The sequence below is a fragment of the Paracoccus sp. BR5-17 genome (assembly GCF_055693925.1).
In genome coordinates, this window is record NZ_JBVFUV010000003.1 from 1,485,611 (window position 1) to 1,499,381 (window position 13,771).

Sequence of the window (13,771 nt, forward strand, 5' to 3'; positions counted from 1 at the left end):
CGCGTCCTTGACGCAATGGAGGATACAGGGCGGAAAGATGCGGCGTCAGGAGGCGCTGCAGGTGACGATCATCATCTGGACGCCGGGCATCGCGCTGCCGGCGCCGGGCGTGTTGGTGCGGCTGTCCGCAAGGTCGCGGCCCGCCTGGCGGCAAAGCTGGGCAGGCGCGGCGGCGATCTTGCCGGGGTCGGTCTGGGCCGGGCGGAACAGGACGGTATAGCGGCTGTCGGCGTCGCCCGTCACCGCGATGACCGAGGCCTGGTGCAGGCCGGTGCGGCTGTCCACGGGGCCGGCCGGCAGCGCGGGGGCGGCGGGTGCCGCGACGGGCGGGGCGGCCGGCACGGCCGGCACGACGACGCGCGGGGCCGCCGGCGCGGCGGGGGCCGCGGGCGCCGGGGCTGGCGCCTGGACAGGCGCCATGCAGCCGGCCAGGGCGCAGACCGCCATCAGCACCCCCAGCCGGGAAAGGTCGGAAAAACGGGCCGTTGCTGCTGTGGGTGTCATGACCGCCTCAGGCACAATAAACGTCGATGATGGCCGCACCGGGATCGGCATAGGGATCCAGCCGCGGGATGCGTTCGATCCGCGCCACCGCGCGGCGTTCCAGCCCGCACAGGGCGCGGGCCGTGCCCTGTGCGGCGCCCAGGGGCGCGCGGGCAGGGTGATAGATCAGCCGCCAGCCGAAGTCGCGCCGCGCCACCGTGCGCACCGCCTCGGGCGGCAGGGTGCTGGCCTGGTGCAGGTTGGTCATGGCGGGAATGCCGCCCGGCAGGACGTCGTCGGTCGGCGCGCGGCCGCAGGCCGTCATCGCCACAAGCGCGGCCAGCGACACGGGCGCAATGCGGCGGACCGTCCGGGTACTGGCCCGTTGCGGCGCGATCGCTGTCCCGCTTGGCGGCTGGTCGTCCACATCATCCCCCTGTGTTGCCAGTGCCCCCATACTTATGTCGGGGGCACGGCTTTGCAAATCGTCACGAACAGGTGACGGTCATGCGCTGCACGCCGCTGCCGAACTGCGGAGCGGTGGTATCCACCGGCGTCGCGGTGAACACCGTCGAGGCCGTGTTGGCGCAGATCGTGCGCGGCGCGTCGGCCAACTGCTCGGCGGTCACGCCTTCTTCACGATAGAACACGACATACTGATTGTCGCTCCGGGTCACGCCCAGGACGGCATCGGCGGGCAGGCCGGTCGCCACCGCCAGTGCCTCGGTATCGACCGGGGTGGTGGTCACGGTCGTCTCGACCCGCGTGATCGGTTCGGGCGCGCAGGCCCCCAGAGCGACAGTCGAGGCGATGAGGGCGGCAGAAAGCATCTTCATCCTGATTCTCCTGTTGATATCCGAGCGAAGCAGCTCGTCCGGGGAACGCCCGCGCGGCGGGCGGGGTTCAGTTTCAGCCCTTGATGGCCTTCAGGACCGCCTCGCCCAGGCCGGCAGGGCTGTCGGCCACGACGATGCCCGCGCGCTTCATCGCCTCGATCTTCGATTCCGCGTCGCCCTTGCCGCCCGAGACGATGGCCCCGGCATGGCCCATCCGCCGGCCCGGAGGCGCGGTGCGCCCGGCAATGAAGCCCGCGGTGGGCTTCCACTTGCCCTTCTTCTTCTGGTCGGCCAGGAACTCGGCCGCTTCCTCCTCGGCCGAGCCGCCGATCTCGCCGATCATGATGATCGATTGGGTTTCCGGGTCGTCCAGGAACATCGCCAGCACGTCGATATGCTCCATCCCCTTGATGGGATCGCCGCCGATGCCCACCGCCGAGGACTGGCCCAGGCCCACGTCCGATGTCTGCTTCACCGCCTCGTAGGTCAGGGTGCCCGAACGCGACACGACGCCGACGCTGCCGCGCCGGAAGATCGACCCCGGCATGATGCCGATCTTGCATTCGTCCGGCGTCATGATCCCGGGGCAGTTCGGCCCGATCAGGCGCGAGTTCGACCCCTGCAGGGCGCGCTTGACGCGCATCATGTCCAGCACCGGGATGCCTTCGGTGATGCAGACGATCAGCGGGATCTGCGCGTCGATGGCTTCCAGGATCGAATCCGCCGCGAAGGGGGCGGCACATAGATCGCGGTCGCGTTGGCGCCGGTCCTGGCCACGGCTTCATGCACGCTGTTGAACACCGGCAGGCCCAGATGTTCCGAGCCGCCCTTGCCGGGCGTCACGCCGCCGACCATCTGCGTGCCATAGGCGATCGCCTGTTCGGTGTGGAAGGTGCCCTGGGACCCGGTGATCCCCTGGCAGATGACTTTGGTATCTTTGTTGACGAGAACGGCCATTACGGCTTTCCTTGACGTAGGGTGCGGGATCCCACGCACCATTATTCAGGGGAAGGTGCGTGAAATCACGCACCCTGCGGTTCAACCTTTAACGGCTTTCACGATCTTCTCGGCCGCGTCCGACAGATCGTCCGCCGCGATCACGTTCAGGCCGGACTTGGCGATGATGTCCTTGCCCAGATCGACGTTCGTGCCTTCCAGCCGCACGACCAGCGGGACTTGCAGGCCGACCTCCTTCACGGCGGCGATGATGCCTTCCGCGATGATGTCGCAGCGCATGATGCCGCCGAAGATGTTGACCAGGATGCCCTTCACGTTCGGGTCGGAGGTGATGATCTTGAAGGCTTCCGTCACCTTTTCCTTGGTGGCGCCGCCGCCCACGTCCAGGAAGTTCGCCGGTTCCGCGCCGTAAAGCTTGATGATGTCCATCGTGGCCATCGCCAGGCCGGCGCCGTTCACCATGCAGCCGATCTCCCCGTCCAGCGCGATGTAGTTCAGGTCGAACTTGCTGGCCGCCAGCTCCTTGGGGTCTTCCTCGGTCTCGTCGCGCAGCGCCATGATGTCGGGCTGGCGGTAGAGGGCGTTGTTGTCGAAGCCCATCTTCGCGTCCAGGCAGTTGAGGTTGCCCTCGGTGGTGACGATCAGCGGGTTGATCTCCAGCATCTCCATGTCGCGCTCGATGAACAGGCGATAGAGGTTCCTGACCAGCGCCACGCACTGCTTGACCTGGTTGCCGGTCAGGCCCAGGGCGAAGGCCACGCGGCGGCCGTGGAAGTCCGACAGGCCCGAGGCCGGATCGACGCTGAAGCTGACGATCTTTTCCGGGGTGTGGGCGGCCACTTCCTCGATGTCCATGCCGCCCTCGGTGGACGCCACGAAGCTGACGCGCGAGGTGCCGCGGTCCACCAGCAGCGCCAGATACAGCTCGCGCGCGATGTCCGAACCGTCTTCGATGTAGATGCGGTTGACCTGCTTTCCGGCGGGTCCGGTCTGGTGCGTGACCAGCGTGCGGCCCAGCATCTGCCGGGTCAGTTCCTCGGCCTCCTCGACCGACCGGGCCAGGCGGACGCCGCCCTTTTCACCCGCCTCGGCCTCCTTGAAGCTGCCCTTGCCGCGGCCGCCCGCGTGGATCTGCGCCTTCACGACCCAGAGGGGGCCGTCCATCTCGCTGGCGGCGGTCTTGGCCTCGTCGGCCTTGGTCACGATCCGGCCGTCGCTGACCGGCGCGCCGTATTGACGCAGCAGCGCCTTGGCCTGGTATTCGTGGATGTTCATCCTGACCCCCTTCATCGGTTCGACAGATTTGCGGGGGTATTGCCACAGGCGCGGCGGGCCGGGAAACGGTTTTGGCGGAAAAACCCGGAAAGGCGCAAGAAGCCGCCGATTGTGATCACGGCCAGAAAAGCCGTGATCACAAACACCGGAAAAGCAGGATTCGCTTAACGATTCCGACTGCCCCGGTGGTGGGCGACCACCAAGTGATGCGCCACGCGACGCCTGTCGCTGCGCCGCCCGGCGGCGTCACGGTCGCGTCACAGTTCCGGGTGGGGACTGGGTGATGCGGATTGGCCGGATACCCGAAGGGTGAACATCGTCACATGCAAAAGGCGCGCCCCGGCGGGGGACGCGCCCTGTTCCTGCCGGCCGATCAGGCCAGCGAGCCGTCGATGCCCTTGCAGGCCTCGACCAGGCCCTTCACCGCATCGACCGACTTGGTGAACATCGCCTGTTCGTCGCCGTCCAGCGCGATGTCGATGACCTTTTCCACGCCGCCCGCGCCGATTACGGTCGGCACGCCCACATACATGCCGTTCAGGCCATAGGCGCCGTCCACATAGGCCGCGCAGGGCAGGACGCGCTTCTGGTCCTTCAGGTAGGCTTCCGCCATCTCGATCGCCGAGGTCGCGGGCGCATAGAAGGCGCTGCCGGTCTTCAGCAGGCCGACGATTTCCGCGCCGCCGTCGCGGGTGCGCTGCACGATGGCATCCAGCTTCTCTTGCGTGGTCCAGCCCATCTTGACCAGATCCGGCAGCGGGATGCCCGCCACGGTGGAATAACGGGTCAGCGGCACCATCGTGTCGCCGTGGCCGCCCAGCACGAAGGCGGTGACGTCCTTCATGGACACGCCGAACTCCAGCGACAGGAAGTGGCGGAAGCGCGCGGAATCCAGCACGCCGGCCATGCCGCAGACCTTTTCATGCGGCAGGCCGCTGAACTCGCGCAGCGCCCAGACCATCGCGTCCAGCGGGTTGGTGATGCAGATCACGAAGGCGTCCGGCGCGTGGCGGGCGATGCCCTCGCCCACCGACTTCATGACCTTGAGGTTGATGCCCAGCAGGTCGTCGCGGCTCATCCCCGGCTTGCGCGGCACGCCCGCGGTGACGATGCAGACATCGGCGCCGGCGATGTCGGCATAGTCGTTCGTGCCCTTCAGGACCGCGTCGAAGCCTTCGGACGGACCCGATTCCGCGATGTCCAGAGCCTTGCCCTGCGGCGTGCCCTCGGCGATGTCGAACAGCACGACGTCGCCCAGTTCCTTCATCGCGGCCAGATGCGCCAGCGTGCCGCCGATCTGCCCCGCACCGATCAGTGCGATTTTGGGTCGGGCCATGGATAACCTCCGATCAATGGGATGATTGTTGCGCGGTGGTTACGGGGTCGCGCATGAAACCGCAAGCCCGCGCCGATGCCGGGCGGCGCTGTTGGCGCTGACACTTGCCATTCCGCACGCCGGGACGCATGGCTGCGCCAGGGCAAGGGGGCGGGGATGCTGGATCTGACGGCCTGGGGCTGGGTGCTGGCCTTCATCGCGGCGATCTCGGTCGGGCTGGCCAAGGGCGGGCTGGCGATGGTGGGGATGATCTCGGTCCCGGTGCTGTCGCTGGTCATGTCGCCGGTGCAGGCGGCGGGGCTGATGCTGCCCATCTATGTCGTGTCCGACATCGGCGGCCTGATCGCCTTCCGCCGCGAGTTCGACCTGCGGGTGCTGGCCACCGCGCTGCCCGGCGCCATCGCCGGCATCGGCATCGGCTGGGCAGGCGCGCATGTGGTGCCCGTCGATGGCGTCACCTTCATCGTGGGCGCGGTGGGGCTGATCTTCGCCCTGAACGCGCTAATCCGGCCGCGGCTGGCGGACCAGCCACGGCGCCCGTCGGCGGGGCGGGGGACGTTCTGGGGGCTGCTGTCGGGCTATACCAGCTTCATCAGCCATGCCGGCGCGCCGCCCTGGCAGATCTATGTCCAGCCGCTGCGCCTGCCCGCGCTGATCTATGCGGGAACGACGACCTGGTTCTTCGCGGTGTGCAACTGGATCAAGCTGATCCCCTATGCCGCGCTGGGGCAGCTGTCGCCCGCCACGCTGAAGGCCGCCGTGGTGCTGATGCCGGCGGCGCTGCTGGCGGTCTGGGCGGGGCTGCGGCTGGTCAAGGTCATCCCCGAGGCGCTGTTCTACAAGCTCATCACCTGGGGCCTGCTGGCGGTGTCGCTGCGGCTGATCTGGCAGGCCGTGGCCTGATGCCGCAGCGCAGCACGAAGGCCCTTGCCAAAACCGGCAGCGCAAGGCAGCGTCGCGCAAGATTGTTGCGAGGAGGATCTGATGGCGCGCCCCTATCGTTCGGTTCTGTACATTCCCGCCGCCAACGCCCGGGCGATGGAAAAGGCGCGGACGCTGCCCGCCGATGCCATCATCTTCGACCTCGAGGATGCCGTGGCCCCCGCCGAAAAGCCTGCCGCTCGCGCGGCCCTGGCGGCGGCGCTGGCGGATGATTACGGCCCGCGCGCGCGGATCGTGCGGATCAACGGCCTGGCGACGGAATGGGGGCAGGAGGACGCGCGCTTCTGCGCCGGCCTGCCCGCGGACGCGGTGCTGATTCCCAAGGTGGACGGCCCCGCCGACCTGGACCGCGTGGCCGCCCTGGTTCCCGGGCTTCCCCTGTGGGCGATGATGGAAACGCCGCTGGGGATGCTGAACGCCGCCGCCATCGCCGCCCATCCCCGGCTTGAAGGCATGGTGATGGGCACCAACGACCTTGCCAAGGAGCTGAACAGCCGCTTCCGCCCCGACCGGCTGCCGATGCAGACGGGGCTGGGCCTCTGCCTGCTGGCGGCCAAGGCGCATGGCAAGGTGATCGTGGACGGCGTGTTCAACGCCTTCAAGGACGACGAGGGGCTGCGCGCCGAATGCGCGCAGGGCCGCGACATGGGCTTTGACGGCAAGACGCTGATCCACCCCGCCCAGCTTGCCATCGCCAACGATGCCTTCGCCCCCACCGAGGCCGAGATCGACCTGGCCCGCCGCCAGATCGAGGCGTTCCAGGCGGCATCGGCCGAAGGCAAGGGCGTCGCCGTCGTGGACGGCAAGATCGTCGAGAACCTGCACGTCGAAACCGCGCGCAAGACGCTGGACCGGGCCAAGGCGATTGCGGCGATGGCCGGATAGGGGCAGGGTGCGGCGCATGACATCCAGCAAGGGGAAAGCCAGATGGTTCTGCTGATTTCGGGCGTGGCCCTGTGGTGGGCGGCGCATCTGTTCAAGCGCGTGGCCCCCGAACGCCGCGCCGCGCTGGGCGACAAGGGCAAGGCGGTCATCGCCGTCCTGCTGGTGCTGTCGGTCTTCCTGATGGCCCGGGGCTATGGCCAGGCCGACGGGCCGGTCTGGTGGGGCCGGTCGCCCGCCACGACCGGGATCAACAACCTGCTGATGCTGGTGGCCTTCTATCTGTATGCCGCCGACGGGATGGGCACCCGCGTCACCGCCTGGATCCGCCATCCGCAACTGACGGGATTCTCGCTCTGGGCGGCCGCGCATCTGCTGGTGAACGGCGACCTGCCCTCGCTGATCCTGTTCGGCGGGCTGCTGGCCTGGGCGCTGCTGGAGATCGTGTTGCTGAACCGCGCCGGCGCCTGGAAGCGGCGCAGCGGGCCGTTCCCGGCGCGCAAGGAGATCATGGCGGCCGCGGGCGCGGTCGTCGTCATGCTGGTCGTGGGCCTGATCCACGGCTGGATCGGACCCTGGCCGTTCGGAGGCTGACGTGACGACCCTTTACCGCTGCATCACCGAAGACGACAGCTCGCGCTTCTGCCACCGCGTCAGCGAGGCGCTGTCCCTGGGCTGGTCCCTGCATGGCGGCCCGACGATGGCCTTTGATCCCGTCAAGGGCGTGATGCGGATGGGCCAGGCCGTCACCAAGCAGGTTCAGGCCGACTATCATCCCGACATGAAGCTGGGGCAGCAATGACCAAGACCAATCCGGGCCGCTTCTTCGAGGATTACCAGTTGGGCCAGGTGATCCGCCATGCCGTCCCCCGCACCGTGGCCGAGGGGGAACGCGCGCTTTACCACGCGCTCTATCCCGCGCGCCATGCGCTCTATTCCAGCGACGAGTTCGCGGCGACGTGCGGGCTGGAGGGCAGCCCGATGGACGACCTGCTGGCCTTCCACATCGTCTTCGGCAAGACGGTGCCCGATGTCAGCCTGAACGCGGTGGCGAACCTGGGCTATGCGCAGGGCCGCTGGCTGGCGCCGGTCTGGCCGGGCGACACGCTGCGGTCGGAATCGCAGGTGATCGGCTTGAAGCAGAACTCGAACGGCAAGTCGGGCGTGGTCTGGGTCAGGACGCGCGGCCTGAACCAGATGGACGAGCCGGTGCTGGACTATGTCCGCTGGGTGATGGTGCGCAAGCGGGACGCGGATGCGCCCGCGCCCGACACCGTGGTGCCCGACCTGCCGCCGGCGGTCGCGCCCGGCGATCTGGCGATCCCCGGGGGGCTGGACTTCTCGGGCTACGACTTCGACCTGGCGGGCGAGCCGCATCGCTGGGGCGACTACACCGTGGGCGAGCGGATCGACCACGTGGACGGCGTTACCATCGAGGAAGCCGAACACATGCTGGCCACCCGGCTGTGGCAGAACACCGCCAAGGTGCATTTCGACGCCACGAACCGCGACGACGGGCGGCGGCTGATCTATGGCGGCCATGTCATCAGCATGGCGCGCGCGCTGTCCTTCAACGGCCTGGCCAATGCCCAGATGATCGTGGCGCTGAACGCCGGCGCCCATGCCAACCCCTGCTTTGCCGGCGACACGATCCGTGCCTGGTCCGAGGTTCTGGACAAGGCAGGCACCGCCGCGCCGGGCGTGGGTGCCATCCGCCTGCGGCTGGTCGCGACCAAGGGCGACAGCGGCGGCTTCGCGCTGAAGGACGGCGAGGGCCGCTACCTGCCCGAGGTGCTGCTGGATCTGGACTACTGGGCGCTGATGCCCACCTGAACCACCGCCGCCGGGCGGTGGCATCCGCGCCGCCGCGCCCGGCCCTTGTGATCACGGCCCTGCCGGTCGTGATCACAAAGCCCGCGCAGATCTTGAAATCCGCTTGAAGTCCGGCATCGTCCGGTGACAGATCACGGGGATACCGACAGGAACGCATCAATCGCCAGCCCTCCAGGCCAGCCGCAAGCCTCTGGTGGGACCGCGAACCGACAAAGGAGCGCCGCATCATGGCCGACGTGAACCGGGGCAACCGGCCGCTTTCCCCCATCTTCAGGTCTATCGCCTGCCCATGGCGGCCGTGACCTCGATCATGACGCGCATCACCGGGCACGCGCTTGTCGCGGGCATCGTGCTGCTGGTGTGGTGGCTGGTGGCCGCCGTCAGCGGCCCGCGCGCCTTCGCCGCCGCCGACTGGGTGGTGCGGTCCTGGATCGGCTTCATCGTGCTGACCGGATCGGCCTGGGCGCTGTGGTTCCACGCGCTGGCCGGCATCCGCCACCTGTTCTACGATTCCGGCAAGCTGCTGCGGATGGACGAGGCCGAGCAGGCAAGCTGGGCCATCATCATCGGGTCGGTGGTGCTGACGCTGATCTCGCTTCTTCTGTTCTTCTTCGCCTGAGGTAGGGACCCATGCGCTACATCACCCCCCGAAAGGCAGCCCAGGGCCTGGGCTCCGCCCACAGCGGCACGGCCGACCACTGGTTCCTGACGGTCAGTTCCTGCGCGCTTGTGCTGCTGGTGCCGGCCTTCATGCTGGTGATCGGCAACGCCATCGGCCTGCCGCATCCCGAACTGGTGGCCTATTTCGGCCGCCCCTATCCGGCGCTGATCACCGCGCTGTTCATCGTCGTGGGCATGGCGCACTTCATCAAGGGCACCCGCCTCATGATCGACGATTACTTCCAACACACCGCGCGCAAGGTGGCGATCATCGTCTCGGTGGTCTTTTCCTGGGCGGTCATCGCGGCGGCGGTCTTTGCCCTGGCCAAGATGACGCTGGTCACCATCGCGATCTGAGGACATCATGGCTGCTTACGATATCCATACGCATGATTACGACGTGGTCGTGGTGGGCGCGGGCGGCGCCGGCCTGCGCGCCACGCTGGGCATGGCCGAACAGGGGCTGCGCACGGCCTGCGTGACGAAGGTTTTCCCGACCCGGTCCCACACCGTCGCCGCACAGGGCGGCATCGCCGCGTCGCTGTCGAACATGGGGCCGGACAACTGGCAGTGGCACATGTACGACACCGTCAAGGGGTCGGACTGGCTGGGCGACACCGACGCGATGGAATACCTCGCGCGCGAGGCGCCCAAAGCCGTCTATGAACTGGAGCATTACGGCGTGCCCTTTTCCCGCACCGAGGAGGGCAAGATCTACCAGCGTCCCTTCGGCGGCCACACCACCGAATTCGGCGAAGGCCCCCCGGTGCAGCGCACCTGCGCGGCCGCCGACCGCACCGGCCACGCGATCCTGCACACGCTCTATGGCCAGTCGCTGAAGAACAACGCCGAATTCTTCGTCGAATACTTCGCCATCGACCTGATCGTGACCGGCGGCGTCTGCACCGGCGTAGTCTGCTGGAAGCTGGACGACGGATCGCTGCACGTCTTCAACGCCAAGATGGTGGTGCTGGCGACCGGCGGCTATGGCCGCGCCTATTTCAGCGCCACAAGCGCCCATACCTGCACCGGCGACGGCGGCGGGATGGTGGCCCGCGCGGGTCTGCCGCTTCAGGACATGGAGTTCGTGCAGTTCCATCCGACGGGGATCTATGGGTCGGGCTGTCTCATCACCGAAGGCGCGCGGGGCGAGGGCGGCTACCTGACCAACAGCGAGGGCGAGCGGTTCATGGAGCGCTATGCGCCGACCTACAAGGACCTGGCCTCGCGCGACGTGGTGTCCCGCTGCATCACCATCGAGATCCGCGAGGGTCGCGGGGTGGGTCCCGACAAGGACCACATGCACCTGAACCTGATGCACCTGCCGCCCGAGGCGCTGGCCGAACGGCTGCCCGGCATCAGTGAATCGGCCAAGATCTTCGCCGGCGTCGATGTCACCAAGGAGCCGATCCCGATCCTGCCCACGGTCCACTACAACATGGGCGGCATCCCCACGAACTACTGGGGAGAGGTCCTGGCCCCCACCGCCGACGACCCGGACGCCGTCTTCCCCGGCCTGATGGCCGTGGGCGAGGCAGGCTGCGCCTCGGTCCACGGGGCGAACCGGCTGGGGTCGAACTCGCTGATCGACCTTGTGGTGTTCGGCCGGGCTGCGGCGATCCGCGCCGGCCAGGTGATCGACCGCGCCGGCCACATCCCGCCCACCAACCAGGCCGAGGTGGACCGGGCGATCGCGCGCTTCGACGCTCTGCGCCACGCCACGGGCGCGGTGCCCACGGCCGAACTGCGGCTGGAGATGCAGCGCACCATGCAGGCCGACGCGGCGGTGTTCCGCACCGACAAGACGCTGGCCGAGGGCGTCGAGAAGATGACGGCGATCGCGGGCAGGATGGACGACATCAAGGTCACCGACCGCGGGCTGATCTGGAACACCGACCTGATGGAGACGCTGGAGCTGACCAACCTGATGCCGAACGCGCTGGCCACCATCGTCGCGGCCGAGGCGCGCAAGGAAAGCCGGGGCGCCCATGCCCACGAGGACTGGCCCGAGCGGGACGACGCCAACTGGCGCAAGCACTCGCTTGCATGGGTGGATGGAAACGCGGTTAGACTGGATTACCGCCCCGTCCACCTGGACCCCTTGACCAAGGAAGAGGATGGCGGGATCGACCTCAAGAAGATTGCTCCCAAGAAAAGGGTTTACTGATGCGCTTCCAAGATCTTGCCGCCCTGGGCCTGGCGGCCGCCACGCTGGCGGGCTGCGTCGCCCCCATCCCGCCCGCGACCACTGTCACCGTGCCGCCCCCGATCGTGACCACGCCGACCGTGCTTGACGCGGGCTCGCGGCAGGCGGCCCGGGCCGCCATCAACGTCCAGATGGCGCAGCGCCTGCAGGGCGTCGATGTCACGCCCTATACCGATTGCGTCGTCAACAACGCCACCACGGCGGAGCTGATCGACATCGCCCAGGCCTCGAACGCCGGGCTGCCGACGGCCGACAGCGTGGCCGCGATCGTCTCGCGTCCGGCCACCACGCAGTGCATCGCCGCGGCTGCCGGCACGGCCTGAGGGGATGCGCGCGCGGGCGGGACATGGGGCCCTGGCCCTGGTCGGGATGCTGGCCGCCTGCGGCCCGGTCCCGGTCGAGCAGGCCGAACTGACCTGCCTGCGCGACGCCGAACTGGCGGTTCGCCCGCAGACCAACGTGGCGGTGGGCATCGGCACCGATTTCGACGGCGACACCAGCGGCTTCGGCAGCCTGTCGGTGGATCTGTCGGGCGACTACCTGATGGGCCGCGACCCCTCGCTGGTCTATGACCGCTGCGTGCGCCGCCGTTCGGGCCAGCCGCCCCGGGCGCCGCTGACCCAGCAGCCGGGATGGACGGGCTAGGCATGGCCGAGGCAGGGCAAGCGGGGCAGGGGGCGCGGCGGCTGATCGTTCATCTGGGCGTCCAGAAGACCGGCAGCACGGCGATCCAGCGGCACCTGCGCCGCAACGCGCAGGCGCTTGCCGGGCATCTTGTCGTGCGCACGCCCGAGGAAGGCTCGCCCATGCGGCCGCTGGGACGCGCGGCGATCGCCTACAGCCTCGCCCCGTCCGAGGACCGCGCCCTGGCGCTGAGGCTGGCCTTCCGCGCCCTGCTGGACACGCTGCCGGCCGGCGATGTCCCCGTGCTTGTCAGCCACGAGAACCTGGCCGGGGCCATGCCCGGCAACGGCGGCGAGACGCGTCTTTACCCGCATCTGCCGCGGATCGCCGCGCTTCTGGCGCAGGAAGCGCAGGGGCTTGCCGCCGATTTCGTGATCTATACGCGCAACCAGAGGGCCTGGCGTCCCTCGGTCTGGGCGCAGGCGGTGCGCACCGACGGCTATACCCGCAGCCTGCTTGAATTCGAGGCCGAGACTGCCGATCTTCCACGCTGGGGCGACCTGATCCGGCGCATGACGGCCGAACTGGGCGACCGCGTCACCCGTTTCCGGCTGGAGGACGAGACCGATCCCCTGCGGCCCGGCCGCCAGCTTCTGCGCCATGCCGGGCTTGACGAGGCGACGATCGACCGGCTGCCCCGGCTGGAGGGGCCGACCAACAGCCGCCTGAACGACGGCGCGACCGAATTCCTGCGCAGGCTGAACGGCCTGTCGCTGAACCCCCACGCGCATGGCCGGATCGTCGATCTGGTCGCGCGCGCGCAGCATCTTTTCGCGGCGGATCCGTCGTCGCAAGGCACTTCCTGAGAGGAGCACCCCATGGTCCAGTTCACCCTGCCCAAGAACAGCCAGATCCGCGTCGGCAAGACCTGGCCCGCGCCCGCGGACGCCACCAATGTCCGCAAGTTCAAGATCTATCGCTGGGATCCCAATACCGGGGAAAACCCGCGCCTGGACACCTATTTCGTCGATCTGGACAAGTGCGGGCCGATGATCCTGGACGCGCTCATCAAGATCAAGAACGAGATCGACCCGACGCTGTCCTTCCGCCGGTCCTGCCGCGAGGGGATCTGCGGGTCCTGCGCGATGAACATCGACGGCGGCAACCATCTGGCCTGCATCTATGGCATCGACGAGGTGAAGGGCGACATCAGCATCTATCCGCTGCCGCATATGCCGGTGGTCAAGGATCTGGTGCCGGATCTGACGCATTTCTTCGCCCAGCACGCTTCGGTGAACCCCTACCTGATCACCAAGTCGCCCACGCCGGGCAAGGAATGGAAGCAGTCGATCGAGGACCGCAAGAAGCTGGACGGGCTTTACGAGTGCATCCTGTGCGCATCCTGTTCCACGGCCTGCCCGTCCTACTGGTGGAACGGCGATCGTTATCTTGGGCCGGCGGCGCTGCTGCACGCCTATCGCTGGATCATCGATTCGCGCGACGAGGCCACCGGCGAGCGGCTGGACGAGCTGGAGGATCCCTTCAAGCTGTATCGCTGCCACACGATCATGAACTGCACCAATACCTGCCCCAAGGGGCTGAACCCGGCCCAGGCGATCGCGGCCATCAAGCACATGATGGTCGACCGGATGGTGTGACGGCGACGCCGGGGGACTTCACGTCCCCCGGACCCCCTGTGGGGTATTTCGGCAAAGAAGAAGGGCCAGAGGTTTCTGC

16 protein-coding genes and 2 pseudogenes are annotated in these 13,771 nt (G+C 68.2%); 12 read left to right on the plus strand and 6 right to left on the minus strand.

Going from position 1 to position 13,771, the window contains the following annotated elements:
• Nucleotides 1-45: 45 nt before the first annotated feature.
• From ACZ1HC_RS08835 to mdh, 6 genes and pseudogenes are all read right to left on the minus strand, one after another.
• Nucleotides 46-504 (minus strand): hypothetical protein, encoded by a 459-nt coding sequence (locus tag ACZ1HC_RS08835; RefSeq protein ID WP_472699652.1) that lies wholly within the window; start codon nucleotides 502-504, stop codon nucleotides 46-48.
• Between the two features lie 7 nt (nucleotides 505-511).
• Complete coding sequence (locus ACZ1HC_RS08840) at nucleotides 512-910, minus strand: hypothetical protein (RefSeq protein WP_472699653.1); 399 nt, start codon at nucleotides 908-910, stop codon at nucleotides 512-514.
• Between the two features lie 61 nt (nucleotides 911-971).
• A complete protein-coding gene (locus ACZ1HC_RS08845) occupies nucleotides 972-1,319 on the minus strand; it encodes a hypothetical protein (RefSeq protein WP_472699654.1) in 348 nt (115 codons plus the stop codon).
• Nucleotides 1,320-1,392: 73 nt separating this feature from the next.
• Nucleotides 1,393-2,276 (minus strand): annotated as a pseudogene (gene sucD, locus ACZ1HC_RS08850) (succinate--CoA ligase subunit alpha).
• Nucleotides 2,277-2,357: 81 nt separating this feature from the next.
• Nucleotides 2,358-3,551, minus strand: coding sequence for an ADP-forming succinate--CoA ligase subunit beta (gene sucC, locus ACZ1HC_RS08855; RefSeq protein WP_472699655.1), 1,194 nt, complete (start codon nucleotides 3,549-3,551; stop codon nucleotides 2,358-2,360).
• A gap of 373 nt (nucleotides 3,552-3,924) precedes the next feature.
• Entirely contained in the window at nucleotides 3,925-4,887 is a 963-nt protein-coding gene (gene mdh, locus ACZ1HC_RS08860; RefSeq protein ID WP_472699656.1) for a malate dehydrogenase, read from the minus strand.
• Between the two features lie 156 nt (nucleotides 4,888-5,043).
• On the opposite strand from mdh, the gene ACZ1HC_RS08865 reads away from it, so the two are divergent.
• The 12 genes and pseudogenes from ACZ1HC_RS08865 (at nucleotide 5,044) to ACZ1HC_RS08920 (ending at nucleotide 13,692) form a co-directional block, all read left to right on the plus strand.
• Nucleotides 5,044-5,790, plus strand: a complete 747-nt coding sequence (locus ACZ1HC_RS08865; RefSeq protein ID WP_472699657.1) for a sulfite exporter TauE/SafE family protein — start codon at nucleotides 5,044-5,046, stop codon at nucleotides 5,788-5,790.
• 81 nt (nucleotides 5,791-5,871) lie between these two features.
• Nucleotides 5,872-6,714: an HpcH/HpaI aldolase/citrate lyase family protein gene (locus ACZ1HC_RS08870; RefSeq protein WP_472699658.1), complete on the plus strand. Its 843-nt coding sequence runs from the start codon at nucleotides 5,872-5,874 to the stop codon at nucleotides 6,712-6,714.
• 42 nt (nucleotides 6,715-6,756) lie between these two features.
• Nucleotides 6,757-7,305: an NnrU family protein gene (locus ACZ1HC_RS08875; RefSeq protein ID WP_472699659.1), complete on the plus strand. Its 549-nt coding sequence runs from the start codon at nucleotides 6,757-6,759 to the stop codon at nucleotides 7,303-7,305.
• A gap of 1 nt (nucleotide 7,306) precedes the next feature.
• Nucleotides 7,307-7,513, plus strand: coding sequence for a DUF1737 domain-containing protein (locus ACZ1HC_RS08880; RefSeq protein WP_472699660.1), 207 nt, complete (start codon nucleotides 7,307-7,309; stop codon nucleotides 7,511-7,513).
• Nucleotides 7,510-8,544, plus strand: coding sequence for a MaoC family dehydratase (locus ACZ1HC_RS08885; RefSeq protein ID WP_472699661.1), 1,035 nt, complete (start codon nucleotides 7,510-7,512; stop codon nucleotides 8,542-8,544). Before ACZ1HC_RS08880 ends, ACZ1HC_RS08885 begins: the two co-directional genes overlap by 4 nt.
• Nucleotides 8,545-8,771: 227 nt before the next feature.
• Nucleotides 8,772-9,163 (plus strand): annotated as a pseudogene (gene sdhC, locus ACZ1HC_RS08890) (succinate dehydrogenase, cytochrome b556 subunit).
• Nucleotides 9,164-9,174: 11 nt separating this feature from the next.
• Nucleotides 9,175-9,561, plus strand: coding sequence for a succinate dehydrogenase, hydrophobic membrane anchor protein (locus ACZ1HC_RS08895; protein ID WP_472699662.1), 387 nt, complete (start codon nucleotides 9,175-9,177; stop codon nucleotides 9,559-9,561).
• A 7-nt stretch (nucleotides 9,562-9,568) separates the two neighbouring features.
• Nucleotides 9,569-11,371, plus strand: a complete 1,803-nt coding sequence (gene sdhA, locus ACZ1HC_RS08900; RefSeq protein ID WP_472699663.1) for a succinate dehydrogenase flavoprotein subunit — start codon at nucleotides 9,569-9,571, stop codon at nucleotides 11,369-11,371.
• Nucleotides 11,371-11,733 (plus strand): hypothetical protein, encoded by a 363-nt coding sequence (locus ACZ1HC_RS08905; protein WP_472699664.1) that lies wholly within the window; start codon nucleotides 11,371-11,373, stop codon nucleotides 11,731-11,733. The genes sdhA and ACZ1HC_RS08905 overlap by 1 nt, the downstream gene beginning before the upstream one ends.
• A gap of 4 nt (nucleotides 11,734-11,737) precedes the next feature.
• Nucleotides 11,738-12,055: a hypothetical protein gene (locus ACZ1HC_RS08910; RefSeq protein ID WP_472699665.1), complete on the plus strand. Its 318-nt coding sequence runs from the start codon at nucleotides 11,738-11,740 to the stop codon at nucleotides 12,053-12,055.
• Nucleotides 12,056-12,057: 2 nt separating this feature from the next.
• Nucleotides 12,058-12,900 (plus strand): hypothetical protein, encoded by an 843-nt coding sequence (locus ACZ1HC_RS08915; protein ID WP_472699666.1) that lies wholly within the window; start codon nucleotides 12,058-12,060, stop codon nucleotides 12,898-12,900.
• Between the two features lie 12 nt (nucleotides 12,901-12,912).
• The gene (locus ACZ1HC_RS08920; protein ID WP_472699667.1) at nucleotides 12,913-13,692 is read left to right on the plus strand and encodes a succinate dehydrogenase iron-sulfur subunit; all 780 of its coding nucleotides are present in this window, start codon (nucleotides 12,913-12,915) and stop codon (nucleotides 13,690-13,692) included.
• Nucleotides 13,693-13,771 lie beyond the last annotated feature (79 nt).

Bases quoted from the DNA above. Each gene is read 5' to 3' on its own strand.
- ACZ1HC_RS08920 (WP_472699667.1), top strand. From the start codon at position 12,913: ATGGTCCAGTTCACCCTGCCCAAGAACAGCCAGATCCGCGTCGGCAAG.
- ACZ1HC_RS08895 (WP_472699662.1), top strand. From the start codon at position 9,175: ATGCGCTACATCACCCCCCGAAAGGCAGCCCAGGGCCTGGGCTCCGCC.
- ACZ1HC_RS08845 (WP_472699654.1), bottom strand. From the start codon at position 1,319: ATGAAGATGCTTTCTGCCGCCCTCATCGCCTCGACTGTCGCTCTGGGG.
- sdhA (WP_472699663.1), top strand. From the start codon at position 9,569: ATGGCTGCTTACGATATCCATACGCATGATTACGACGTGGTCGTGGTG.
- ACZ1HC_RS08875 (WP_472699659.1), top strand. From the start codon at position 6,757: ATGGTTCTGCTGATTTCGGGCGTGGCCCTGTGGTGGGCGGCGCATCTG.
- ACZ1HC_RS08910 (WP_472699665.1), top strand. From the start codon at position 11,738: ATGCGCGCGCGGGCGGGACATGGGGCCCTGGCCCTGGTCGGGATGCTG.
- ACZ1HC_RS08835 (WP_472699652.1), bottom strand. From the start codon at position 504: ATGACACCCACAGCAGCAACGGCCCGTTTTTCCGACCTTTCCCGGCTG.
- ACZ1HC_RS08885 (WP_472699661.1), top strand. From the start codon at position 7,510: ATGACCAAGACCAATCCGGGCCGCTTCTTCGAGGATTACCAGTTGGGC.
- ACZ1HC_RS08870 (WP_472699658.1), top strand. From the start codon at position 5,872: ATGGCGCGCCCCTATCGTTCGGTTCTGTACATTCCCGCCGCCAACGCC.
- ACZ1HC_RS08915 (WP_472699666.1), top strand. From the start codon at position 12,058: ATGGCCGAGGCAGGGCAAGCGGGGCAGGGGGCGCGGCGGCTGATCGTT.
- ACZ1HC_RS08865 (WP_472699657.1), top strand. From the start codon at position 5,044: ATGCTGGATCTGACGGCCTGGGGCTGGGTGCTGGCCTTCATCGCGGCG.
- mdh (WP_472699656.1), bottom strand. From the start codon at position 4,887: ATGGCCCGACCCAAAATCGCACTGATCGGTGCGGGGCAGATCGGCGGC.
- sucC (WP_472699655.1), bottom strand. From the start codon at position 3,551: ATGAACATCCACGAATACCAGGCCAAGGCGCTGCTGCGTCAATACGGC.
- ACZ1HC_RS08905 (WP_472699664.1), top strand. From the start codon at position 11,371: ATGCGCTTCCAAGATCTTGCCGCCCTGGGCCTGGCGGCCGCCACGCTG.